This is a genomic window from Pseudomonas sp. TWP3-2 (genome assembly GCF_049897765.1).
Lineage (GTDB): Bacteria > Pseudomonadota > Gammaproteobacteria > Pseudomonadales > Pseudomonadaceae > Aquipseudomonas.
Genome location: NZ_JAFCWW010000003.1, coordinates 93,589 through 117,518 on the forward strand (window position 1 = coordinate 93,589; position 23,930 = coordinate 117,518).

Here is a 23,930-nt window from a genome sequence, read left to right on the forward strand (position 1 = left end):
CGGGTGGCCGCAGGCGGCCCGTTTGAGGAGATAGCATGATTGTTCGTCCCGTACGCAGCAGCGATTTATCCGCTCTGATCGACCTGGCCCGCAGCACCGGCACCGGCCTGACCACTTTGCCGGCCAACGAAGAACGTCTGGCCCATCGGGTCGGCTGGGCCGAGAAGACCTTTCGCGGCGAAGCCGGCCGTGGCGACGCGGACTACCTGTTCGTGCTCGAAGATGACGACGGCCGCGTGGTGGGGATTTCCGCCATTGCCGGCGCTGTCGGTCTGCGCGAGCCTTGGTACAACTTCCGTGTCGGCCTGACCGTCAGCGCCTCGCAAGAGCTGAACATCTACCGCGAGATTCCGACGCTGTTTCTGGCCAACGACCTGACCGGCAATTCGGAACTGTGCTCGCTGTTTTTGCACGCTGATTACCGCACCGGCCTCAACGGCCGCATGCTGGCCAAGGCGCGGATGCTGTTCATTGCTGAATTCCCGCAACTGTTCGGCAACAAGATCATCGCCGAAATGCGCGGTGTATCGGATGACGCCGGGCGCTCTCCGTTCTGGGAAAGTCTCGGTCGGCACTTCTTCAAAATGGAATTCAGCCAGGCCGATTACCTGACCGGCGTCGGCAACAAGGCGTTCATCGCCGAACTGATGCCGAAATTTCCGCTGTACACCTGCTTCCTCTCGCCGGACGCGCGCAACGTCATCGGCCAGGTGCATCCGGACACCGAGCCGGCACTGGCAATGCTCAAAAGCGAAGGTTTCAGCTATCAGGGCTACGTCGATATTTTCGACGCCGGCCCGGCAGTCGAGTGTGAAACCGCGAAGATCCGCGCGGTACGTGACAGCGAAGCGCTGGTGTTGGCGATCGGCACGCCCGGCGATGACGCCACGCCGTTCATCATCCACAACCGCAAACGCGAAGACTGCCGCATCACCGCCGCGCCGGCACGTCTGGCCGCCGGCACGCTGGTGGTCGATCCGCAGACCGCCAAACGTCTTCAACTCAACGCGGGCGATCAAGTGCGCGCCGTGGCGTTGTCCGCTGCTCGGGAGTCGAAATAATGAATTCGCTATACATCGCAGGTGAATGGCTGGCCGGTCAGGGCGAAGCGTTCCAGTCGCTGAACCCGGTGAGCCAGCAAGTTTTGTGGGCGGGCGAGGGCGCCACTGCCGCGCAGGTCGAGTCGGCCGTGCAAGCGGCGCGTCAGGCCTTTCCGGGCTGGGCACGCCGTACGCTGGAAGAGCGCATCAGCGTGCTCGAAGCGTTTGCCGCCGCGCTGAAAAATCACAGTGAAGAACTGGCCCGCACCATCGGTGAGGAAACCGGCAAACCGCTGTGGGAAGCCGCGACCGAAGTCACCAGCATGGTCAACAAGATCGCGATTTCGGTACAAAGCTACCGCGAACGTACCGGCGAGAAGAGCGGCCCGCTGGGCGACGCCACTGCCGTGCTGCGCCACAAACCACATGGTGTAGTTGCAGTGTTCGGCCCTTATAACTTCCCCGGCCACTTGCCGAATGGCCACATCGTGCCGGCGCTGCTGGCCGGTAACAGTGTGCTGTTCAAGCCAAGCGAGCTGACGCCGAAAGTCGCCGAGCTCACGGTCAAGTGCTGGATCGAAGCCGGTCTGCCGGCTGGCGTTCTGAACCTGCTGCAAGGCGCTCGCGAAACCGGCATTGCGCTGGCGGCGAACCCTGGGATCGACGGTCTGTTCTTCACCGGTTCCAGCCGCACCGGCAATCACCTGCATCAGCAATTCGCGGGTCGCCCGGACAAAATCCTGGCGCTGGAAATGGGTGGCAACAACCCGCTGGTGGTCGATCAGGTGGCTGACCTCGACGCGGCGGTTTACACGATTATTCAGTCGGCATTCATTTCTGCCGGTCAGCGCTGCACTTGCGCCCGGCGTCTGCTGGTACCGCAAGGCGCATGGGGCGACAGCCTGTTGAAGCGTCTGGTTGAAGTCAGTGCGACCATCGAAGTCGGCGCGTTCGATCAACAACCGGCACCGTTCATGGGCTCGGTGATTTCCTTGGGCGCGGCCAAAGCGCTGATGGATGCTCAGGCGCATCTGCTGGCCAACGGCGCGGTATCGCTGCTGGCAATGACTCAGCCGCAAGCGCAAGCCGCGCTGCTGACGCCGGGTATTGTTGATGTGACCGCAGTGGCTGAGCGTCCGGACGAAGAATTGTTCGGCCCGTTGCTGCAAGTGATTCGCTACGCCGATTTCGCAGCGGCGATCAGCGAAGCCAACGATACCGCTTACGGTCTGGCCGCAGGTTTGCTGTCGGATTCGGAAGATCGCTATCAGCAGTTCTGGCTGGAAAGCCGCGCCGGGATCGTCAACTGGAACAAACAACTGACGGGGGCTGCGAGCAGCGCACCGTTCGGCGGTGTCGGCGCTTCGGGCAACCATCGCGCCAGCGCCTACTACGCGGCGGATTACTGTGCGTACCCGGTGGCTTCGCTGGAAACCCCGAGCCTGGTGATGCCTGCCACATTGACGCCTGGCGTGAAGATGGGGTGATGCCAATCGCTGGCAAGCCAGCTCCCACAGGAATTGCGTCGTGCACAGAATCTGTGAACACCACTAACCCTGTGGGAGCTGGCTTGCCAGCGATAGCCTCACCGCAGTCTTACTGAACAGTTACTGAAGCCTATAACAACAGATTCTCGTGGAGCCTCGCTGATGAAATCCTATGAAGTCAATTTTGACGGTCTAGTGGGGCCGACCCATAACTACGGCGGTCTGTCCTACGGTAACGTTGCGTCCCAGAGCAACAGCCAGCAGTCTTCCAACCCGAAAGAAGCCGCGCTGCAAGGCCTGGCGAAAATGAAAGCGCTGATGGAAATGGGCTTTCAGCAGGGCGTTCTGGCGCCACAGGAACGTCCGGACGTGGCCGCTTTGCGCCGTCTGGGTTTCGGTGGCACTGACGCGCAAGTGATCGAACGCGCTGCCAAGGAAGCCATGCCGTTGCTGGTCGCCAGTTGCTCGGCGTCGAGCATGTGGGTGGCCAACGCCGCCACCGTCAGCCCGAGCGCCGACACTGCGGATGGCCGCGTGCATTTCACCGCCGCCAACCTCAACTGCAAATACCACCGCAGCATCGAACACCCGACTACCAGCCGCGTGCTCGGTGCAATGTTCGCCGATCAGCAGCACTTCGCCCATCACGCCGCATTGCCGGCAGTGGCGCAGTTCGGCGACGAGGGCGCGGCCAACCACACGCGTTTCTGCCGTGAATACGGTGAGGCCGGCGTCGAGTTTTTCGTCTTTGGTCGCAGTGCGTTCGACACCCGTTACCCGGCGCCGCAGAAATACCCGGCGCGGCAGACCCTCGAAGCGTCGCAAGCGGTTGCTCGTTTGCACGGTCTGAGCGAGGACGGCGTGGTCTTTGCCCAGCAGAATCCGGCAGTCATTGATCAGGGCGTGTTCCACAACGATGTGATCGCCGTCGGCAATGGCGAGGTGCTGTTCTATCACGAGGACGCGTTCCTCGACACCGAACAGATGCTTGCCGAGCTACAAGGAAAGCTCGCCAAAGTCGGTGGGAAATTTCAGTCAGTGTGTGTTCCGCGTTCCGCGGTAACCGTGGATGACGCGGTGCGTTCCTACTTGTTCAATAGCCAGCTTCTGTCGCGTCCTGACGGCTCGATGCTGTTGATTGTTCCGGAAGAATGCCGTGGCAACGAACGCGTGTGGAACTACCTGCAAGGTTTGACCAGCTCCGGCGGGCTGATCCGCGAAGTGAAAGTTTTCGATCTCAAGCAAAGCATGCAGAACGGCGGTGGCCCTGCTTGCCTGAGGTTGCGCGTGGCGCTCAACGAAACCGAGCTGGCGGCGGTCAATCCAGGCGTTATCATGACTGCGCCGTTGTATGGTTCCTTGACCGAATGGGTCGAGAAGCACTATCGCGACAGCCTGCGCGAAAGCGACCTGGCCGATCCGCAATTGCTGCTTGAATGCCGGACGGCACTGGATGAACTGACGCAAATCCTTAAACTGGGCTCGGTTTATCCATTCCAGATCAATTGATGGCCGGCGCGCCGCCTCGAAACGGCGCGCGGCTGCATCTCCCGAAGAGAGCGTAAAGACATGAGCGATACCCTGCAACTGATCCTTGAAGACACCGACGGCACGCAACTGGAAACGTCCTGCACCCGCGTCGCGGTACTGTGGCAAGGCAAAGAGCTGTGGATCCAGCAGGACGGCCGTGGCCAGTTGCTGATCGGCGTGGACGTCGAAGAAGGCGACGCCGAATATGCCAACCTGCTGCTGCGCCCATTGGCGACTAATCTGGTAAGTCTGCAACTGGAAATGGAACCGGCCGACGTCGGCGACGACGAAGACCATGTGCACGGCCCGGATTGCAACCACGACCATTAAGGAAAACGCTCTATGCTCGCCCTCGGCAAACTGCTTGAACTGACCCTCGCCGGCCGCGAACCGGCGGAGAAGACTCAACTGACTGTCGAAGGCGTGCGGATGCGCTGGTTGAGCGAAGGTGCGCTGGAAGTGCGGCCACCCGAAGCACGCGACAATGGCCTGGACCTGCTGCTGTCAGCCGGGATCCACGGCAACGAAACTGCACCGATCGAGCTGCTGGATCGGTTGCTGCATGGCATCGCTCGCGGCGACTTGAAGCCGCGCGCACGCATTCTGTTCCTGTTCGGCAATCCGGAAGCGATTCGCAAAGGCGAGCGTTTCATCGAGCAGGACGTCAATCGGCTGTTCAACGGCCGTCACGAACAAAGCAGCGGCTCCGAAGCGCTGCGTGCCTGTGAACTGGAAAGGCTGGCCGCGAGTTTCTTCAGTCTGCCTGATCGTCAGCGTCTGCATTACGACCTGCACACGGCGATCCGTGGTTCGAAGATCGAACAGTTCGCTTTGTATCCGTGGAAAGACGGGCGTCAGCATTCCCGCCGTGAACTGGCGCGGCTGCGTGCGGCGGGCATGGAGGCGGTGCTGTTGCAGAACAAACCGTCAATCGTGTTCAGTTCTTACACCTACGACAAGCTGGATGCCGAGGCTTTCACCCTGGAGCTGGGCAAGGCGCGGCCGTTCGGGCACAACGACGGCGTCAACGTGTCGCTGCTGGAGACCCGCCTGCAACAGATCATCGAAGGCAACGAGCCGCCGCTGGCCGAGGAAGGGCTGGACGGTTTGCAGCTGTTCAGCGTGGCGCGCGAGATCATCAAGCACAGCGACAGCTTCCGCTTGAATCTGCCGGCGGACGTCGAGAACTTTTCTGAACTGGAAGTGGGTTACGTACTGGCGGAAGACATCGCCCAGACCCGCTGGGTCATTGAAGAGCCGGGTGCGCGGATCATCTTCCCCAATCCCAAGGTCAAGAACGGCTTGCGCGCGGGCATCCTGATCGTGCCGAGCACCGACGAAAACCTCGCCTGATTCAATCTTTGGGCAAGCCTGTTCCCACAGTGGTTTGAGTGAAGTCCAAGACCTCACTCAACTTGGGTTTAATCAGACCGCTACAGCACGCGGCTCAGTGCGGCGCAACGCGCGCACTTTCATCAGCGTATCCGCGCACGTCTTCGCCGCTTCCTGACCCTTGTGCACGAAATGCTCGAAGAAGAACTTTTGATGTTCTTCGCCGGCATGGAAGTGGTGCGGGGTGAGGGACACCGAGAATACCGGCACTTCAGTTTCCAGCTGCACCTGCATCAGGCCGCTGACGACCGACTGGGCGACGAACTCGTGACGGTAGATTCCACCGTCCACCACCAAGGCTGCCGCAACGATACCGGCGTAACGACCGGTTTTCGCCAGCAGTTTGGCGTGCAGGGGCATTTCGAATGCGCCGCCAACTTCGAAAAAGTCGATGTCCGATTCCTGATAACCCTGAGCGAGCATTTCGCTGAGAAAGCCTTTACGGCTCTGATCAACGATTTCCTTGTGCCAGCAAGCCTGGATGAACGCTACGCGCTCGCCGTGAGAGTGTTTGCTTTTGCTGTCGATTGCGGTGGGTTGCATGTTCTGACTCCTGTTTTGTATGAAAAACAGGGCGATATGAATCGAAAGGGATTCAAGGGTGCGCACACTCGCACGAATGCGGCAGGCGGCCCTTTGGCGTTAATCCCGTTCTCTCTTCATCCGGACTATGACCGTCGGCCCCGGGATCACACCGGGTCTGCTGACCTTGCCGTCGAGCACAGCCATTGCCGTGTCCGTCGCCAAGCGCTCGCGGGCTATGCGCGTTGCGCGCAATTACCGCCGGTGGGGAATTGCACCCCGCCCTGAGAACGTTTGTGCCGCCCTTTGTCGGGCGGCGCAGCGTTTTTAACACAGATTCGCGGGCCGTGCATTGCGCCTTTGTGATGATTGCTATCGAGATTTTCGTTGTCGAGAAACGACTTTTCCTGAGCGTGGGCTTGATTAATCCGCGCCATGCCCGCAGTAATCCTCCTTGGTAAAGGGATTTCCCCTGCTGAATTGAGGCCAGGTTCATGAGCGTTATCGATCTTCGCAGCGACACCGTCACCCAACCGACCGCCGCCATGCTCGAGGCGATGACCGCTGCGGACACCGGCGACGACGTTTATGGCGAAGATCCGACGGTCAATCGTCTGGAAGCCGAACTGACAAAACGGCTGGGTTTCGCCGCTGCGCTGTTCGTCCCGACCGGCACCATGAGCAACCTGTTGGGCCTCATGGCGCACTGTGAGCGCGGCGACGAATACATCGTCGGTCAGCAGGCGCACACCTACAAATACGAGGGTGGTGGGGCGGCGGTGCTTGGCTCGATTCAGCCACAGCCACTGGAAGTGCAGGCCGACGGTTCGCTGGACCTGGATCAGGTGGCGGCGGCGATCAAGCCTGATGACTTCCATTTCGCCCGCACGCGGCTGTTGGCGCTGGAAAACACCATGCAGGGCAAAGTGCTGCCGCTGGAATATCTGCTCCGGGCGCGCAAATTCACTCGGGACAACGGCCTCCAGCTGCATCTGGACGGTGCGCGGTTGTACAACGCGGCGGTCAAGCTGGGCGTTGATGCGCGGGACATCACCCAGCATTTCGATTCGGTCTCGGTGTGCCTGTCCAAAGGTCTCGGTGCGCCGGTCGGTTCGGTGCTGTGTGGCTCGGCCGAGCTGATCGGCAAGGCCCGGCGCCTGCGCAAAATGGTCGGCGGCGGTATGCGTCAGGCGGGATTGTTGGCGGCGGCGGGGCTGTATGCGCTGGATCACAACGTCGAACGTCTGGCCGATGATCATGCCAACGCACAGTTTCTCGCAGACGGACTGCGCGAGGCCGGTTATGCCGTTGAACCCGTACAGACCAACATGGTTTACCTGCAGATCGGCGACCAGGCCGAAGCGTTCAAGCGGTTTGCCGCCGAGCGCGGGATCAAATTGAGCGCTGCCGGTCGTCTGCGCATGGTCACGCACATGGACGTCAGTCGCGCGCAAATCGAGCAAGTGATCGCGACATTCGTCGAGTTTTCGCGCAACTGACAGCGTTAGCCGTCCAATTGACCGTTTCTATCGTATAAACACGCTGTACCCCGCGCGCAGGGCCGATATAATGCGGCCCTTTGCCGTCGCTTCGTCTGTTGACGTTTCGCACAGGCCTTTGGCCGCAGCCTCCGTGGAAGAACCTAATGAAAAGCGCAGAAATCCGTGAAGCCTTCCTTCGCTTCTTCGAAGAACAAGGTCACACCCGTGTAGCCTCCAGCTCTTTGATTCCGGGCAACGACCCAACCCTGCTGTTCACTAACGCGGGGATGAACCAGTTCAAGGACTGCTTCCTGGGCCAGGAAAAACGTGCGTACACCCGTGCGACCAGCAGCCAGAAATGCGTGCGTGCCGGTGGCAAGAACAGTGACCTGGAAAACGTCGGTTATACCGCTCGTCACCACACGTTCTTCGAAATGCTCGGCAACTTCAGCTTTGGTGATTATTTCAAGCACGACGCAATCACCTACGCCTGGACTTTCCTGACCGGCGTTCTGCAACTGCCGAAAGAAAAACTCTGGGTCACCGTCTACGCCTCGGATGACGAAGCGTATGACATCTGGACCCAGAAAATCGGCGTGCCGGCCGAGCGCATGATCCGCATCGGCGACAACAAAGGCGCGCCATACGCGTCCGACAATTTCTGGACCATGGGCGATACCGGCCCGTGCGGCCCATGCACCGAGATTTTCTACGATCACGGCGACCACATCTGGGGCGGCCCACCGGGCTCGCCGGAAGAAGACGGCGACCGTTACATCGAGATCTGGAACAACGTGTTCATGCAATTCAACCGCACCGCCGATGGCGTGTTGCATCCGTTGCCAGCGCCGTCGGTGGATACCGGCATGGGCCTGGAGCGGATCAGTGCGGTGATGCAGCACGTCAATTCCAATTACGACATCGATCTGTTCAAGAACCTGCTGAAAGCTTCGGCCGAAGCCATCGGCTGCGAGAATGGCGATCAGTCGTCGCTCAAGGTTGTGTCCGACCACATTCGTTCGTGCGGTTTCCTGATCGCTGACGGCGTGTTGCCGTCCAACGAGGGTCGCGGCTACGTGCTGCGCCGGATCATCCGTCGCGCCTGCCGTCACGGTAACAAACTCGGCGCTACCGGCAGCTTCTTCTACAAGATCGTCGCGGCACTGGTTGCCGAGATGGGCGAAGCCTTCCCGGAACTGAAGAAGCAGCAGAGCAACATCGAGCGCGTACTCAAGGCCGAAGAAGAGCAGTTCTCCAAGACCCTGGAGCACGGCCTGAAGATTCTCGAGCAGGATCTGCTGGAACTCAAAGGCACCGTGGTGCCGGGCGACGTGGTGTTCAAACTCTACGACACCTACGGTTTCCCGATGGACCTGACCGCGGACATCGCCCGCGAGCGCAGCCTGACCGTCGACGAAGCCGGTTTCGAACGTGAAATGGAAGCCCAGCGCGTCCGTGCACGTTCGGCCAGCTCGTTTGGTCTGGACTACAACACGCTGGTCAAGGTCGACGTGGCCACCGAGTTCACTGGCTACAAGGCCACCAGCGGTTCGGCGAAAATTGTCGCCATCTATAAAGAAGGCCAGTCGGTCGACGTATTGAGTGAAGGCGAGGAGGGCGTGATCGTTCTCAACCAGACGCCTTTCTATGCTGAGTCCGGCGGCCAGATCGGCGACTGCGGTTTCCTTCAGGCCGGTAATGCACGGTTCGACGTCCGCGACACCACCAAGACTGGTGGCGCATTCCTGCACCACGGCGTGTTGGCCTCGGGCAGCCTGACCATCGGCGCGCCGGTTGAAACCCATGTCGATGCCGAAGTGCGTCACGCCACTGCGCTGAACCACTCGGCCACGCACTTGCTGCATGCTGCATTGCGTCAGGTGCTGGGCGAACACGTTCAGCAGAAAGGTTCGTTGGTCGACAGTCAGCGCCTGCGCTTCGACTTCAGCCATTTCGAGTCGATCAAGCCTGAGCAGATAAAGGCGCTGGAAGACATCGTCAACGCCGAGATTCGCAAGAACTCCGCTGTTGAAACCGAAGAAACCGACATCGAAACCGCCAAGCAGAAAGGCGCGATGGCGCTGTTCGGCGAGAAGTACGGCGACAACGTGCGCGTGCTGAGCATGGGCGGCGATTTCTCCGTCGAGCTGTGCGGCGGCATCCACGCCAACCGTACCGGCGACATCGGCCTGCTGAAAATCATCAGCGAAGGCGGTGTGGCTTCGGGCGTGCGTCGTATCGAAGCGGTGACCGGCGCTGCGGCGCTGGCCTACCTGAACGCAGCAGAAGAACAACTCAAGGAAGCGGCCACTCTCGTCAAGGGCAGCCGCGACAACCTGATCGACAAGCTGTCGGCTGTGCTGGAGCGCAACCGGCTGCTGGAGAAGCAACTCGAGCAGTTGCAAGCCAAGGCTGCCAGCGCTGCGGGCGACGATCTGTCGGCTTCGGCTCTGGATGTCAAAGGCGTGAAAGTGCTGGCCGTGCGTTTGGACGGTCAGGACGCCAAGGCGCTGCTGGCGCTGGTCGATCAACTGAAAAACAAACTCGGCCGCGCAGTGATCCTGCTCGGCAGTGTCCATGAGGAAAAGGTCGTTCTGGTTGCAGGTGTAACCAAAGACCTGACTGGCCAACTCAAAGCCGGTGATTTGATGAAGCAGGCTGCTGCGGCAGTGGGCGGCAAGGGCGGCGGTCGTCCGGACATGGCGCAGGGCGGTGGTATTGACGCCGGCGCACTGGATGGCGCACTGGCGCTGACCGTTCCATTCGTCGAGCAGGGTTTATAAGACGGCCCGTCGGCCCCGCTGTCTAGTGGCGGGACCGACGGCTGTTCGAGTGATTATTGGGCGCCCTTCATGGGCAGAGGCGGCTTTGAAATGGCTTTGATCGTACAGAAATTTGGAGGCACCTCGGTCGGTACTGTCGAGAGAATCGAGCAGGTCGCCGACAAGGTTAAGAAATTCCGCGATGCCGGCGATGACCTGGTGGTTGTGCTGTCTGCAATGAGCGGCGAGACCAACCGTCTGATCGATCTGGCCAAGCAAATCAGTGGCGACGAGCAACCGGTTCCGCGTGAACTGGACGTCATCGTTTCCACTGGCGAGCAGGTGACCATCGCACTGTTGGCCATGGCGCTGATCAAGCGCGGTGTGCCGGCGGTGTCGTACACCGGCAATCAGGTGCGGATCCTGACGGACAGCGCGCACAATAAAGCGCGTATCTTGCAGATCGATGACCAGAAGATTCGTGGTGACCTGAAGGCTGGCCGCGTTGTGGTTGTTGCTGGTTTCCAGGGCGTCGACGAGCACGGCAATATCACCACGTTGGGTCGTGGCGGCTCGGATACTACCGGTGTGGCGCTCGCCGCTGCGCTGAAGGCTGACGAGTGCCAGATCTACACCGACGTCGATGGTGTCTACACCACCGACCCGCGAGTGGTGTCCGTCGCTCAGCGTCTGGACAAGATTACCTTCGAAGAGATGCTGGAAATGGCCAGCCTCGGTTCCAAGGTGCTGCAGATCCGCGCGGTCGAATTCGCCGGCAAGTACAACGTCCCGCTGCGCGTACTGCACAGCTTCAAGGAGGGTCCGGGTACCCTCATTACTATTGATGAAGAGGAAACCATGGAACAGCCGATCATTTCCGGCATCGCTTTCAATCGCGATGAAGCCAAGCTGACCATCCGTGGTGTGCCAGACACCCCGGGCGTCGCATTCAAGATTCTCGGCCCGATCAGTGGCGCGAACATCGAAGTCGACATGATCGTGCAGAACGTTGCGCACGATAACACCACCGACTTCACGTTCACCGTGCACCGCAATGACTTCCAGGCCGCACAGACCGTGCTGGAAAACACCGCTCGCGAGATCGGTGCCCGTGAAGTGGTTGGCGACATCAAGATCGCCAAGGTCTCGATCGTCGGCGTCGGCATGCGTTCCCACGCAGGCGTGGCCAGCCGCATGTTCGAATCCCTGGCAAAAGAAAGCATCAATATCCAGATGATCTCGACTTCGGAAATCAAGGTTTCCGTAGTGATCGAAGAGAAATACCTGGAACTGGCTGTGCGCGCCCTGCACACGGCTTTCGAACTCGACGCTCCGGCCCGTCAGGGCGAGTGATGCGTTGTCTGAAGGGCGCGGTCTGACCGCGCCCATTATTTTTTGAATGGCGCGCCGCTGGATCTGTTCTTTTGCGCGCGCTGGTCAATACTCAGGCATGTAGGGCTGCGATCGCTCCGGTTGTAGGTCGGGTGCCTTTTTTTCCAGACTGTTGTCCCTGAACTGAATTGCGTGAGGATAAAGGTATGCTGATTCTGACCCGTCGGTGCGCGGAAAGCCTGATCATTGGTGATGGCGAAATCACCGTGACGGTGCTCGGCGTTAAAGGAAATCAAGTGCGTATCGGCGTCAACGCCCCGAAAGAGGTTGCCGTGCACCGTGAAGAAATTTACCTGCGTATAAAGAAAGAGAAGGACGAAGAACCAAGCCATTAATTTTTATCGTTTTTTATGTTTGCAAACGGGGAAAAGGTTGGTTAAGATACGCCCCGTGTTGCGGAGAGCTGGCCGAGTGGCCGAAGGCGCTCCCCTGCTAAGGGAGTACACCTCAAAAGGGTGTCGGGGGTTCGAATCCCCCGTTCTCCGCCATTATTTGCTTAGTACGTCGTAATCTGGCTTTTTCGGTAAGTTGTTGAAATTACAAGAAAAAGTGGTTGGAATAGAGATTAGACGGGCTATAATGCGGCGCAACAAATGCACTCGTAGCTCAGCTGGATAGAGTACTCGGCTACGAACCGAGCGGTCACAGGTTCGAATCCTGTCGAGTGCACCATTTAAGAGTTAATTGCAGCGATGCAAATGACTTGGCTTCAACCAGATGTGATCTGGTCTATCAAACACAAATGCACTCGTAGCTCAGCTGGATAGAGTACTCGGCTACGAACCGAGCGGTCACAGGTTCGAATCCTGTCGAGTGCACCATTTAAGAGTTAATTGCAGTAATGCGATCAACTTGGTTTCAACCAGTTGTGATCTGGTCTAAAAACACAAATGCACTCGTAGCTCAGCTGGATAGAGTACTCGGCTACGAACCGAGCGGTCACAGGTTCGAATCCTGTCGAGTGCACCATATACCGAAAAGCCCGCGTTTAACGCGGGCTTTTTGCTGTCCGGGATTTGGCTTTTCCGGACACGCAGCCTTTCTCATCAAAATCAATTTGTGCACTTCGGCCTTTCTTGAGGTCGTAGCGATAGGTCGTGGTCGAATTGCGAATGCCGACTTTGTCCGGTTTGCCGAGTGCGCTCTCTACATCCTGCTGACTCATGCCGACAACCACGCGCTGATTGATGATCGCTTCGCGCCGCTGTCGGGCGTCGATCAGATCTCCGCATTTGTCATGGTTGCGTCCGACAACGCCCAACTGTCGGGTTCTGCTATTCATACCGGATGTTTCTTCGTGGCGGGCTTCGGGTAGCAAGGTCACGGTAGAGCCGGGCGAATAGGGCCGAACTTCCTGTAGCGACAGCTGCTCGTCACTCGCGCAACTGAGGGTGGTGAACGTGATGCTGCCGTCAGGCGTTTCGCAGCGGTGCAGGGTGGCCGCATTCGCGGCGGCAGGCAGGCAGAGCAGGCTGGTCAGTACAAAACGAGCTGTTTTCAATGGCATTCGACGTCCTCCATGACGTTACGCGGTCAAGGTTAGTCGCTGCGCCGTCTGCCGCGAGTGTGCTTTCTTTTCAGGATGAGTCGTCGCACTTGCATGGATCAGCGCGGCGCTCAGGTTTGTCTCGCAAGCGCTTGTTTCAAGCTGGATTTTTTAACGTTTAAAACCGTCAGGCGGTGTATCATTGCGCCCGTCAGCCCCGCCGGGGCTTATGGAAAACCTCCATGGACTTACCCAGTAGTTGTTCAGTATCCCGTTTTTCCAATCATGAATTGACTGATTGATCCTTCCGGCGTGCCCCGCTGCTGGGAGTGGAGTTCGCCTATGTCTCAAATCGAAGTAAAGAAAACACAGGAAAGCCTGCAGGATCGCCTGGCTCAAGTCGTTGAGCTGCTGCAGCGCCAGCGGGTCGTCGAAGACCTGACGCATCGCCAGGAAGGCGCACATCATGACCGGGTCGAGAACCTGGTCCACCGGCAGAACCTCGTCGAGTTGCAACGCAAGCTCGATGATCTGCACTCCGCCGACGTCGCCTACATTCTTGAAGCCTTGCCGCTGGACGATCGTCTGACGCTCTGGCAACTGGTCAAGGCCGATCGTGACGGCGACATCCTTCTCGAAGTATCCGATTCCGTACGTGAAACGCTGATCGCCGACATGGACGATCACGAGCTCCTGGCTGCCGCCAAGGACATGGACGCCGACGAACTCGCTGACCTGGCTTCCGAGCTGCCGCGAGACGTCGTCCATGAGCTGATGGAGACCCTGGATAACCAACAACGTGAGCGCGTGCGGTCGGCCCTGTCCTACGACGAGGAGCAGGTCGGTGCGCTGATGGACTTCGAGATGGTGACCATCCGTGAGGACGTCAGTCTCGAAGTGGTTCTGCGTTACCTGCGCCGTCTCAAAGAGCTGCCGGGGCATACCGACAAACTGTTTGTGGTCGATTACGACGGCGTGCTCAAAGGCGTGCTGCCGATCAAGCGTCTGCTGGTCAACGACCCGGACAAGCAGGTGGCGGAAGTCATGGCCAGCGATCCGGTGAGTTTCCACCCGGATGAGGACGCCTACGACGCCGCTCAGGCGTTCGAGCGTTACGACTTGATCTCGGCCCCGGTGGTCGACAAGAACGGCAAGCTGATCGGCCGTCTGACCATCGATGAAATGGTCGACCTGATCCGTGAGGAGAGCGAAAGCGAAGTCCTCAACATGGCCGGTCTGCGCGAAGAGGAAGATATCTTCGCCTCCGTGTGGAAATCCCTGCGCAACCGTTGGGCGTGGCTGGCGGTCAACCTGATCACCGCATTTATCGCTTCGCGAGTGATTGGCCTGTTTGAAGGCTCGATCGAGAAGCTGGTAGCCCTCGCAGCGCTGATGCCGATCGTGGCGGGCATTGGCGGTAACTCGGGTAACCAGACGATCACCATGATCGTACGCGCGATGGCGCTCGATCAGGTCAGTACCGGCAACACCTCGCGTCTGATGCGCAAGGAGCTGGCAGTTGGCTTGATCAACGGTCTGGTGTGGGGCGGGGTGATCGGTGTGGTCGCCTATCTGCTGTATGGCAGCTGGTCGCTGGGTGTGGTGATGACAGCGGCGATGACGCTCAACTTGCTGCTGGCGGCGCTGATGGGCGTGTTGATCCCGATGACGCTGGCGAAGATGGGGCGCGACCCGGCAATGGGCGCGAGTGTGATGATCACGGCCATGACCGACAGTGGTGGCTTCTTCATCTTCCTCGGGCTGGCGACAATCTTCCTGCTCTGACCTCGCTGCACCGAAACAGCCCGCCGAAATGGCGGGCTTTTTCATGCCGGCGCAAAAGCCAAGAAGCCAAATCGCGGGCAAAAAAAGCCAGCAATCATGCTGGCTTGAGATGTTTGGTGTGAATCAGGAAGCGTCGGCAGCCATTTCAGCGTCGTGAGCGATCAGCGACACCAAGGCGTTCTGCTGGCGGTGTGACAGTTGGCGGAAGCGTTGCAGCAGTTCGCGTTCGTGCAGTGACAGCTCCGGGCTGTCCAGACGCATGCTCAGCTCTTCGCCCAGTGCGCCTTCCTGAATAAGACTCTGCTCAAGGCGCGCGATGATCTCGGAGTTCATGCTGCGATGATGGTTGCGAGCCACTTCGGCAATGCGTTCACGCATTCCGTCTGGCAGACGTACGACAAACTTGTCAGCCGTACGGCTGGAATAAATTGCCTGTTTCAATGGGCGCATATATTTAACCGGTTAGTTCAGGGGAGCGGTTTCGGGAATGGCCGCAGGATGTGTGGTAGGACAAGCATCCGCGCCAAATGGTTCAACCTGAATTGCTAAGAGGCGGGCATCATGCCTCAAAATTGCCAGATCATTGGCGCCAATTCTGTGACAAATATTGATCCGGGTAAAGGCGTAATGCCAGCACCAATTATCAGAAATGCGGACTGGTTTGAAAAGATTGCTCTGGCCCGCATGGTTGACCGCATCCTGAAACACGCCGAGTGGTGCCCAAAGGCCTCGGAACGTGCATGCTGTGCGGTTCAAACCCCTCGTTCCCTACCTTGTACAGGATAGTGGCAATTTGCCGATTTACTAGGGCTAACACCCACTGGAGGGCGTTTTCAGGATGGATGGCAGGGTTATTTACCTGATGGGACCTTCGGGTTCTGGCAAAGACAGTCTGATCGAAGCCGCGCGTGATGGGTTGCGCGAGCTGAAGTGCGAGGTGGTGCGCAGAGTCATCACTCGTTCGGCAGAGTCGGTGGGCGAAGACGCTATCGGCGTGTCGTCTGCGGAGTTCGCGAAACGCCAGGAGGCAGGAGAGTTTGCGTTGGCATGGTGCGCCAATGGCTTGCAGTACGGCATTCCGGCTGAGATGAACCGGTGGCTGCAATCCGGTCAGCATGTGCTGGTGAACGGCTCTCGTGGATATCTGTCGCAGGCGTTGGAACGCTATCCGACGCTGCTGCCAGTGCTGTTGACGGTCAAGGATGAGGTGCTGCGTCAGCGCCTGCTCAAGCGCGGAAGAGAAGGGCTGGCGGAGATTGATGCACGTCTGGGTCGCAATGCGCTGTTCGTTGCGCAAGAAACACTTGGAAAAACACCCATTCATCTGTTGGATAACTCGGGCGATCTGGCTGAAACCGTCGCCCGGTTGCTGGATTGGATCAGACTTAACGTAGAACAGGATCGAATTTGATTCTGCGGCCAATAACCAAAGCCAGGATGAACCCCACTACAAACACGGCGCAACTGATCAGAGGCGGGGAAATCTTCGCCTCATCGAACAGCGAAAAATGCAAAACGCCGCTCAAGAGCGCGAGGATTAACAATCCCGTGGCTGATTTGGACATGCTTAACTCCAGAAAAATGATTCAAAACACCAGACGTTCGGTCGACTGCGCAAGCGGTGTGTGTAGCGTCTCGCTGACATCCTGCGGCGCAAAACCACGCTGATCGCTCAACACCGCCAGTTGCGGCGCCCGCTGCACTTGCAGGTAATGGGGCATGCGCTGCGCCACCTGCTCATTGCTCTCGGGGGCAAAATGAAATCCCACCAGAACCGCCAGGGCGGTTGCGTTTGCAAGCAAGAGGGCGCTGTTCATCAGGCGAGTCTCCGAACGTTCTTTGTAAGAACACACAAAGCAGCCAGCGTGCCAACAGTCTAACCGCTGTTAAGTCCTTTAAAAACAAGGTTTTATCTTGGATTTGCAGAGGTCGCACATTGCAATCTGCAATGCCGGGTTTTTGCGGGGATGCAAATTGCACGGTAAAACTTCCGTCAGCCTTGCAATGCGCCTGCCTACACTTAAAAAGCACGTTGGACGACATGACAAATAAGGGCCTGGCCGTTACCATGCACGCCGTCTGTCGTATCGGCTGACTTGTGTCTCAGTAGCTCAATTGGATAGAGCATCCCCCTCCTAAGGGGAAGGTTGGCAGTTCGAACCTGCCCTGGGACACCATATATTCGAAAGCCCCGCGCAGAGCGATCTGGTGGGGCTTTTTTGTGGCTCTCAATCGCGCAGAGCCAGCAGCTAAAACAACTCAGCCCCGCGCGTGCTTACTTGCGAACTAACTTGCGTCACATGCCTACGCCCGTTGATCGAGTAACTCTGTTCCGGATCTGCAGAACCTGGCTTGCGCAGCATCAGCAGTGCATTCAGCCCGTCTTTTTCGCCGTAACGTCCATACCAGTTGATCAACCTTGCGATGTAGCAATCGTTGCCGATGATCACCGTCATGTCCGTGACGGGCTCTACTGCGTAGTAACTTGCACCGTAACTGGAATAGTTGTCGTCGCCTTCTCCCGACGCGGGAATGGGGCATAGCGGCGCTGTACTTTCGCTCGGTTGCTGAGGTTTGCCAGCGTTCGATTTGATCAACGCTCGGCTGAGTGTCTTCCGCAAGCCTGGATCAAGCTTGTATGTGGTGTTGTCTGCCTCGCGATATTGACTGCGAGGCACCGTCAGTCGGTAGTCATACCGAACCGTAATCGTCGGGATCTGACGGTTGATCTTCGAAGGATTGATCAAGTACAGCTCATCAACACCGTAAGAGCCGTCGCGGAAGGCCAGATACGTTCTCCCGTGGGACTTGATCCAGCTGGCCCACTGGTCGGCGCCGCGATCACTTATGGAGAACAGTGAGCTGCCTGCGCCTGCTTCAGGATCGTAGGGTGTCAATCGGCGAGTAAACCGCCCTCCATCACGACGCAGGGTGTCATAAAACGTAAACAGCCCAGTACCGCCGGTATAGGTTGCAATGAGCAAGTCGCGCTGTCCGTCGCCATCCAGATCCATCAATGTATAAGTGGCCCCGCCTTGCGCCGCATCCGCGTCGAGGCCAGAGGCGGTTAGCGCCCTCCATTCATCCTGGGTGACGCCCTTGGGAATTGTTTTCGGAAACAGTGTGTGATCCTCGCTCGGGTCGTCATTCGGATCGCCATCGAATGAGGTTTGACCCTTGCTGATCGTGAGAGAGCCCACTGCCCGCTCCAAGGCAAACTCCGGATACACCTTGCTCATATCGCGAATGCGTTGTTGCAGATCCTCCGTGACCTGTTTGTCGATATCGTCAGGTTGATACGCGACCGCATCGGTCCACTGCGCGTGCAATGCCTGCAAGCGATCCGTATAGCGCTGATTCAAGCAACTGACATCCTCGCCGCACGCATCGCGCGTCTTCAGCCACTGCCGCTGGGCGCTCTTCACCTCAGGCTGTCCCTTCGCAGCAGCCTTAGTCAGCCGCCCATAAACCGCCCCCATCTGCGCATCCAGCTCATACAACGGCTTGTTCGCACAAATAGCGATTTCCACAACACTCGCCGCTTTCGCACAGTCCATTCCGGCGGCCGTGGCGAGCTGGGTAAACAGCAGCGCACAAGCCGACACGATGTAGCGTCCTTTGATGTACACGATCCAAACCTTCAAGTGAGAAAGACAGAACACCGGCGCAGGGTAATCGTCCGGAAAGGAATCTTGAAGCCCCGCTTCAAGGGAATGCCACTTGTGGCCGATAACCCCAACGGTAACTTCAGATTTGCACGAAATCGCTTGATAGCATTTCGCCGCCAGCTATGATCTGCGCGCCTGAAAAATGCCCCCCGGTTCATCCTCTCAATTGCCTGGAAATCGTTGATGTCGTCGTATCACCAAAAGAGTTTTCTGATCGTCGATGATTTTTCGGATTTCCGCAGTTCCGTGCGCTCGATGCTGCGCGAGCTGGGGGTCAAGGACGTGGACACCGCCGACACCGGCGAGCAGGCACTGAAAATGTGCTCGCAGAAGTCCTACGATTTCATCCTGCAGGATTTCCACCTCGGCGACGGCAAGAAGAACGGCCAGCAGGTGCTCGAAGACTTGATGATGGAAAAGCTGATCAGCCACGAAGCGGTATTCGTGATGGTCACCGCCGAGACCAGTCAGGCGATGGTGCTCAGTGCCTTGGAGCACGAGCCGGACGCGTACCTGACCAAGCCGTTCAACCGCTCCGGGCTGGCTCAGCGTCTGGAGCGTCTGGAGCAGCGCAAGACCCTGCTCAAACCGATTCTGCAAGCGCTTGATCGCGGCAAACCGGTCGAGGTGCTCAACGCCTGCATCGCCCTGTGCAAGCAGGACATCCGCTATTCGCCGCTGTGCCTGCGCTATCGCGCCGATGCCCTGCGTGATCTCAATCAGAACGAAGCACTTGAGCGTCTGTACGACAGCATCATTGCTGATCGGCCGCTGCCGTGGGCGTTCGCCGGGTTGGGCAAGTTGTTGTTCAAGCGCGGTCAGGTCGCACAGGCCAAAGGCGTGTACGAAAAAGCTCTGAAGGTCTTTCCGATGATGCCATCGTTGTACGACGGCATGGCCGATGTGCTGATCGCCGAAGGCGACAGCAAGGGCGCGCAAAAAGTATTGGAAGAAGCCATTCGCCTGTCGCCGCTCGCGGTGCGGCGTCAGGCGCTGCTGGGCAAACTGGCGATGGCCAACGAAGACTTCGACACTGCTTCGAAGGCTTATCGCCAGGCTGTGGCGCAAGGTGCGCAGTCGCGCTTCAAGGATGCGGAAAGCAACCTCGGACTCGCCCATGCGCTGATCAGCAAGGGCAGTGAAAAGGGCCTCGATACGCGCACGCGGCTGGAAATCAACACTACGCTCAGCGCTGTGGCCAAGGAAAATCCCAGCGATCCGGGTTTGCAGATCCGCGCGCGCCTGATGAAGGCCACCAGCCTGTTGCTCAACGACGCCGAAACCGCCGAGAAGCTCACCGAGCAGGCGATGCTGCGCCTCGACGGCATGGAGCAGTTCATGAGTCCGGAGGCGGCGCTGCTGGTGGCCAAGCAATTGCAGATGCTCGGTCAGGCCGAGGCGGGCACCTCGATGCTCAAGAGCTGCGCGGAAATCTACGGTGACGATCCGGCGGTGATGAAAGACATCGCCAAGCTCACCGATGACCCGAGCATTCTCAGTTCGAGTAATGCCGCTGCCGATCTCAACCGGCAGGGCGTGCGCGTGTACAAGACCGGCAATCTGGTGGAGGCCCGCGAGGTATTCCGCAAGGCGCTGAAGATGCAGCCGAAGAACATCAGTATCGCGCTGAACATGGCGCAGTCGCTGCTGCACGGCACCGACACCAGCGTGCCGTCGGCGGAGCTGGAAGAATGTCGGGCCTGCCTGAAACTGGTGGGCATGATGCCCGACACCGACGCGCGTTTTTCGCGCTATCAGAAGCTGAAAAGCAAGGCGTTTGGCGAATGAACCACGACGAGCAGGCACTGGATTTTTCCACGGTGATCGCATCCACCGTGCACGACATGAAGAACTCGCTGGCGATGCTTATGCAGACCCACAGCCAGTGGCTGTCACGTTTGCCCGAAGCACAGCGGCACAGCCCGGAGCAGGGTGTGATGGACTTCGAGTTCGCGCACCTGAACGGCATGCTGGTGCAACTGCTCGGGCTATATAAGCTCGGCGTCAATCAGATGCCGTTGCAGCCGGCGTATCACGAGCTGGATGATTTCATCGAAGCGCAACTGGCGGCGCATCAAGAGGTGTTCGCCAGTCGCGGGATTCTCGCGACGTATGAAGTCGATCCGCTGAGTCCGCTGGGTTTCTTTGATCGCGAGCTGATCGCTTCGGTGCTCGGCAACTGCATCAACAACGCCATTCGTTATGCCCGCGAATCACTGCTGATCACCGTCAGCGACGAAGCCGGGCAACTGGTGCTGAGCATCAATGATGACGGCGAGGGTTACCCGGCCGAGATGCTCGAACGTCAGGCCGATTACGTGCAAGGCATCAACCACAGCAGCGGCAGCACCGGGCTGGGTCTGTATTTCGCCGGGCGCATTGCCGCGCTGCATCAGCGCAATGGCGTTAGCGGGCATACCGAATTGCGCAATGGCGGACCGTTGGGCGGCGGTGTGTTCAGCATCTATCTGCCCTGACTCAGAGCTTTTTGTTTGACGCTGCTTGATATTCCGAACAGCCGGAGCCTATTTTGTTCGGGTCGCCGTTCGCGGCTCGCACAATAACAAGGATTGCGTCATGACAACCGATGGCCAGCGCTCACTCGCACAGCGATTGACGGGCATTGATGAGATTGAATGTGTCACGCCGGATTTGAACGGCGTACCACGCGGCAAGGTGATGACCGCCGAGGGTTTCCTCGAAGGGCGGCGTCTGCAACTGGCGCGCGGGGTGCTGCTGCAATGCATCATGGGTGGCTATCCGCCGGCGCGCTTTTACGGCAGCGACGACGGCGATCTGGCGCTGGTCGCCGATCCTGCGCAGATTCACCGTTTGCCGTGGAGCGATGAGCCACGCGCCTTGGCGATCTGCGATGCGGATGAGCTGACCGGCGAAGGCTCCAACCTGTCGACTCGTGGCCAGCTGAAAAAGGTGATTGCCCGCTACGCAGCGCGAGGCCTGGCGCCAGTGGTGGCGACCGAGCTGGAATTCTTCGTGTTCGTGCCAAACACCGATCCGACCCAACCGTTTCAGCCACCAGTCGGCCTCGACGGTAGGCGCGAGGATGGCCACTCGGCGTTCAGCATCAGCTCGAACAACGGGCTGCGGCCGTTCTTCAGCGAAGTCTATAAATGCATGGCCGCGCTGGATCTGCCGCGAGACACCTTCATGCATGAGATGGGCGTCAGCCAGTTCGAGATCAACCTGCTGCACGGTGATCCGCTGCTGCTGGCCGACCAGACTTTCCTGTTCAAACACCTGCTCAAAGAAGTTGCGCTCAAGCATGGCCTGACCGTGGTGTGCATGGCTAAACCGCTGGCGCATACGCCGGGCAGTTCGATGCACATTCACCAGAGCGTCGTTGACATCAACAGTGGCAAGAATGTGTTCAGCGACGCCGATGGCCAGCCGACCGCAATGTTCCGCCATTTCATCGGCGGCCAGCAGGCGGGCATGGCGGACTTCACCGCGCTGTTTGCGCCGAACGTCAATTCCTACCAGCGCCTGTGCCATCCGTTCGCTTCGCCGAACAACGCCTGCTGGTCGCACGACAATCGCGCTGCCGGGCTGCGTATTCCGGCCAGTTCGCCGGTCGCCCGTCGGGTGGAAAACCGTTTGCCGGGCGCCGACGCCAACCCGTATCTGGCGATTGCTGCGAGCCTGGCTGCCGGTCTGTACGGCATCGAACACGAGCTGGAACCCACCGCCGCGATCCAGGGCGAATTCGAAGTGCCGGACAATCTTTCGCTGCCATGTACCTTGCACGCCGCTCTCGAACGTCTGAAACGCAGTCAACTTGCCAAGGAACTGTTCGGCAAGGAGTTCATCGAAGGCTACATCGCATCGAAAACCATGGAGTTGACCAGTTTCTTTGACGAAATAACTCCCTGGGAACGCCGTGTTCTAGCAGCCCAGGCCTGACGTAATGTCGCCATCGGGCTATCTTTTTTCGATAGCCCGATAATCACTGCAAGGAGCCGCTCGGAACGCCGATGCGCCAAATCTGGAAATCCTTTCGAGCATTGTATTTCGCCTCGCTGATGATGTTGATCGGCTCGGGTCTTTTAAGCACTTACCTGGCTTTGCGCCTGGCTGCGGATAATGTCGACGGTCTGTGGGTCGGTGCGCTGATGGCGGCCAACTATTTCGGTCTGGTGCTGGGCGGCAAGATCGGCCACCGCCTGATCGCCCGCGTCGGGCATATCCGCGCGTATTCAGCGTGCGCGGGGATCGTCGGTGCGGCGGTGCTCGGTCATGGGTTGGTGGACTGGCTGCCGGCGTGGCTGGTGCTGCGGACCATCGTCGGTCTGGGCATGATGTGCCAATACATGGTCATCGAAAGCTGGCTCAACGAACAGGCTGACGCCAATCAGCGCGGTCTGGTGTTCAGCGGCTACATGATTGCCTCGTATCTGGGGCTGGTGCTCGGGCAGTTGATTCTGGTCATGCACCCGGGCCTCGGTCTGGAACTGCTGATGGTGGTTGCCCTGTGCTTCGCGCTGTGTCTGGTGCCGGTGACTTTGACCCGACGTATTCACCCGGCACCGCTACACCCGGCGCCGATGGAGCCGCGCTTCTTTATCAAGCGCGTGCCGCAGTCATTGAGTACGGTGCTCGGTGCCGGTCTGATCATCGGTTCGTTTTATGGTCTGGCGCCGTTGTATGCGTCGCAGCAAGGGCTGTCGACCGAACAGGTCGGTCTGTTCATGGGTAGCTGTATTTTCGCCGGGCTGCTGGTGCAGTGGCCGCTGGGCTGGTTGTCCGACCGCTATGACCGGGCGCTGCTGATTCGTTGTTTTGCGATGTTTCTGGCAGTGGCCGCGTTGCCGTTGGCGATCATGCCAAGCGTGCCGCTGGAAGTGCTGTTTATCGTCGGCTTCCTGTGTTCGCTGGTGCAGTTCTGTCTGTATCCGCTGGCTGTGGCGTTTTCCAACGACCACGTCGAGGGCGATCGGCGCGTTTCGCTGACGGCGATGCTGCTGGTGACCTATGGCGTCGGTGCGAGTATCGGGCCGTTGGCGGCAGGCGTGCTGATGAAGCTGTTCGGGCCGCAAAGCCTGTACGCGTTCTTCACCTTCTTTGCGCTGGTACTGGTGTGGCGCATCCGGCCGAAAGCCGTGACCAACATGCATCAGGTCGAGGATGCGCCGCTGCACCACGTTGCAATGCCGGACAGCATGTCCAGTTCGCCGCTGGTGGCAGCGCTCGATCCGCGGGTCGATGAGCACGTGGTGCAGGAGCAGATGCAGAATCCGGTTGATCCCGAGCCGGAACCCGAGCCCGAAACCGAGCAGGATGCGCACACCGTCCCACCTGAGGATGATCCCCAAGGCCCAAGCTTCACCCAGGCCCGTCCTTAAATCTCAGGCACAAAAAAACGGGCAG

At 59.0% G+C, this 23,930-nt stretch carries 22 protein-coding genes, 5 tRNA genes and 1 riboswitch; of the genes, 20 read left to right on the forward strand and 7 right to left on the reverse strand.

Features of this window, described 5'->3' with window-relative positions; genetic code table 11:
- Positions 1-35: 35 nt before the first annotated feature.
- From astA to astE, 5 genes are all read left to right on the forward strand, one after another.
- The gene (astA, locus tag ACP7EE_RS05860) at positions 36-1,061 is read left to right on the forward strand and encodes an arginine N-succinyltransferase (protein WP_426202804.1); all 1,026 of its coding nucleotides are present in this window, start codon (positions 36-38) and stop codon (positions 1,059-1,061) included.
- Positions 1,058-2,527, forward strand: coding sequence for a succinylglutamate-semialdehyde dehydrogenase (astD, locus tag ACP7EE_RS05865; protein ID WP_426234089.1), 1,470 nt, complete (start codon positions 1,058-1,060; stop codon positions 2,525-2,527). The genes astA and astD overlap by 4 nt, the downstream gene beginning before the upstream one ends.
- 162 nt (positions 2,528-2,689) lie before the next feature.
- Positions 2,690-4,036: an N-succinylarginine dihydrolase gene (gene astB, locus ACP7EE_RS05870; protein ID WP_426233898.1), complete on the forward strand. Its 1,347-nt coding sequence runs from the start codon at positions 2,690-2,692 to the stop codon at positions 4,034-4,036.
- A gap of 60 nt (positions 4,037-4,096) precedes the next feature.
- Complete coding sequence (locus ACP7EE_RS05875; RefSeq protein WP_420646414.1) at positions 4,097-4,387, forward strand: topoisomerase II; 291 nt, start codon at positions 4,097-4,099, stop codon at positions 4,385-4,387.
- A 12-nt stretch (positions 4,388-4,399) separates the two neighbouring features.
- Complete coding sequence (gene astE / locus ACP7EE_RS05880; protein WP_426233899.1) at positions 4,400-5,410, forward strand: succinylglutamate desuccinylase; 1,011 nt, start codon at positions 4,400-4,402, stop codon at positions 5,408-5,410.
- A gap of 72 nt (positions 5,411-5,482) precedes the next feature.
- Here astE and ACP7EE_RS05885 read toward each other — a convergent pair whose 3' ends face one another.
- Positions 5,483-5,992, reverse strand: coding sequence for a 6,7-dimethyl-8-ribityllumazine synthase (locus ACP7EE_RS05885; RefSeq protein ID WP_426233900.1), 510 nt, complete (start codon positions 5,990-5,992; stop codon positions 5,483-5,485).
- A 103-nt stretch (positions 5,993-6,095) separates the two neighbouring features.
- Positions 6,096-6,267: riboswitch (FMN riboswitch) on the reverse strand.
- Positions 6,268-6,465: 198 nt separating this feature from the next.
- On the opposite strand from ACP7EE_RS05885, the gene ltaE reads away from it, so the two are divergent.
- The 8 genes from ltaE (at position 6,466) to ACP7EE_RS05925 (ending at position 12,575) form a co-directional block, all read left to right on the forward strand.
- On the forward strand, positions 6,466-7,470 hold the full coding sequence (gene ltaE / locus ACP7EE_RS05890) for a low-specificity L-threonine aldolase (RefSeq protein ID WP_426233901.1): 1,005 nt from the start codon (positions 6,466-6,468) through the stop codon (positions 7,468-7,470).
- A 146-nt stretch (positions 7,471-7,616) separates the two neighbouring features.
- Entirely contained in the window at positions 7,617-10,235 is a 2,619-nt protein-coding gene (alaS, locus tag ACP7EE_RS05895; protein WP_426233902.1) for an alanine--tRNA ligase, read from the forward strand.
- Between the two features lie 90 nt (positions 10,236-10,325).
- On the forward strand, positions 10,326-11,567 hold the full coding sequence (locus tag ACP7EE_RS05900) for an aspartate kinase (RefSeq protein WP_420646419.1): 1,242 nt from the start codon (positions 10,326-10,328) through the stop codon (positions 11,565-11,567).
- Positions 11,568-11,752: 185 nt separating this feature from the next.
- Positions 11,753-11,941: a carbon storage regulator CsrA gene (gene csrA, locus ACP7EE_RS05905; protein WP_002554426.1), complete on the forward strand. Its 189-nt coding sequence runs from the start codon at positions 11,753-11,755 to the stop codon at positions 11,939-11,941.
- 62 nt (positions 11,942-12,003) lie between these two features.
- A tRNA-Ser gene (locus tag ACP7EE_RS05910) sits at positions 12,004-12,094 on the forward strand.
- Positions 12,095-12,201: 107 nt separating this feature from the next.
- A tRNA-Arg gene (locus ACP7EE_RS05915) sits at positions 12,202-12,278 on the forward strand.
- A 72-nt stretch (positions 12,279-12,350) separates the two neighbouring features.
- Positions 12,351-12,427: transfer RNA gene (locus ACP7EE_RS05920), tRNA-Arg, on the forward strand.
- 71 nt (positions 12,428-12,498) lie between these two features.
- Positions 12,499-12,575, forward strand: a tRNA-Arg gene (locus ACP7EE_RS05925).
- Positions 12,576-12,594: 19 nt separating this feature from the next.
- Here the strand turns inward: ACP7EE_RS05925 and ACP7EE_RS05930 are convergent.
- Positions 12,595-13,113 carry a cell envelope protein SmpA gene (locus ACP7EE_RS05930; RefSeq protein WP_426233903.1) on the reverse strand — a complete coding sequence of 173 codons (519 nt, stop codon included), beginning with the start codon at positions 13,111-13,113 and terminating at the stop codon, positions 12,595-12,597.
- 321 nt (positions 13,114-13,434) lie between these two features.
- Between ACP7EE_RS05930 and mgtE the strand changes: the two genes are divergently transcribed.
- Complete coding sequence (gene mgtE, locus ACP7EE_RS05935) at positions 13,435-14,877, forward strand: magnesium transporter (RefSeq protein WP_426202817.1); 1,443 nt, start codon at positions 13,435-13,437, stop codon at positions 14,875-14,877.
- A gap of 123 nt (positions 14,878-15,000) precedes the next feature.
- Here mgtE and ACP7EE_RS05940 read toward each other — a convergent pair whose 3' ends face one another.
- Positions 15,001-15,327, reverse strand: coding sequence for an Arc family DNA-binding protein (locus tag ACP7EE_RS05940; RefSeq protein WP_003178899.1), 327 nt, complete (start codon positions 15,325-15,327; stop codon positions 15,001-15,003).
- A 12-nt stretch (positions 15,328-15,339) separates the two neighbouring features.
- Positions 15,340-15,633: a hypothetical protein gene (locus tag ACP7EE_RS05945; RefSeq protein ID WP_420646423.1), complete on the reverse strand. Its 294-nt coding sequence runs from the start codon at positions 15,631-15,633 to the stop codon at positions 15,340-15,342.
- A gap of 82 nt (positions 15,634-15,715) precedes the next feature.
- On the opposite strand from ACP7EE_RS05945, the gene phnN reads away from it, so the two are divergent.
- Positions 15,716-16,288 carry a phosphonate metabolism protein/1,5-bisphosphokinase (PRPP-forming) PhnN gene (gene phnN, locus ACP7EE_RS05950; protein ID WP_426233904.1) on the forward strand — a complete coding sequence of 191 codons (573 nt, stop codon included), beginning with the start codon at positions 15,716-15,718 and terminating at the stop codon, positions 16,286-16,288.
- Here phnN and ACP7EE_RS05955 read toward each other — a convergent pair.
- Together ACP7EE_RS05955 and ACP7EE_RS05960 are read right to left on the reverse strand one after the other, a co-directional pair.
- Positions 16,263-16,442 (reverse strand): PA3371 family protein, encoded by a 180-nt coding sequence (locus ACP7EE_RS05955; protein WP_426233905.1) that lies wholly within the window; start codon positions 16,440-16,442, stop codon positions 16,263-16,265. The two genes, phnN and ACP7EE_RS05955, sit on opposite strands and share 26 nt — an antisense overlap.
- Positions 16,443-16,463: 21 nt before the next feature.
- Entirely contained in the window at positions 16,464-16,694 is a 231-nt protein-coding gene (locus tag ACP7EE_RS05960) for a hypothetical protein (protein ID WP_420646426.1), read from the reverse strand.
- A 283-nt stretch (positions 16,695-16,977) separates the two neighbouring features.
- Between ACP7EE_RS05960 and ACP7EE_RS05965 the strand changes: the two genes are divergently transcribed.
- Positions 16,978-17,054, forward strand: a tRNA-Arg gene (locus tag ACP7EE_RS05965).
- Positions 17,055-17,126: 72 nt separating this feature from the next.
- Here ACP7EE_RS05965 and ACP7EE_RS05970 read toward each other — a convergent pair.
- Positions 17,127-18,506, reverse strand: coding sequence for a lysozyme inhibitor LprI family protein (locus ACP7EE_RS05970; RefSeq protein WP_426233906.1), 1,380 nt, complete (start codon positions 18,504-18,506; stop codon positions 17,127-17,129).
- A 222-nt stretch (positions 18,507-18,728) separates the two neighbouring features.
- On the opposite strand from ACP7EE_RS05970, the gene ACP7EE_RS05975 reads away from it, so the two are divergent.
- The 4 genes from ACP7EE_RS05975 (at position 18,729) to ACP7EE_RS05990 (ending at position 23,905) form a co-directional block, all read left to right on the forward strand.
- The gene (locus ACP7EE_RS05975) at positions 18,729-20,333 is read left to right on the forward strand and encodes a response regulator (protein WP_426202822.1); all 1,605 of its coding nucleotides are present in this window, start codon (positions 18,729-18,731) and stop codon (positions 20,331-20,333) included.
- The gene (locus ACP7EE_RS05980; protein WP_420646429.1) at positions 20,330-21,022 is read left to right on the forward strand and encodes a sensor histidine kinase; all 693 of its coding nucleotides are present in this window, start codon (positions 20,330-20,332) and stop codon (positions 21,020-21,022) included. Before ACP7EE_RS05975 ends, ACP7EE_RS05980 begins: the two co-directional genes overlap by 4 nt.
- A 202-nt stretch (positions 21,023-21,224) precedes the next feature.
- Entirely contained in the window at positions 21,225-22,466 is a 1,242-nt protein-coding gene (locus ACP7EE_RS05985; RefSeq protein ID WP_426234090.1) for a glutamine synthetase family protein, read from the forward strand.
- Positions 22,467-22,537: 71 nt separating this feature from the next.
- The gene (locus tag ACP7EE_RS05990; RefSeq protein ID WP_420646430.1) at positions 22,538-23,905 is read left to right on the forward strand and encodes an MFS transporter; all 1,368 of its coding nucleotides are present in this window, start codon (positions 22,538-22,540) and stop codon (positions 23,903-23,905) included.
- Positions 23,906-23,930 lie beyond the last annotated feature (25 nt).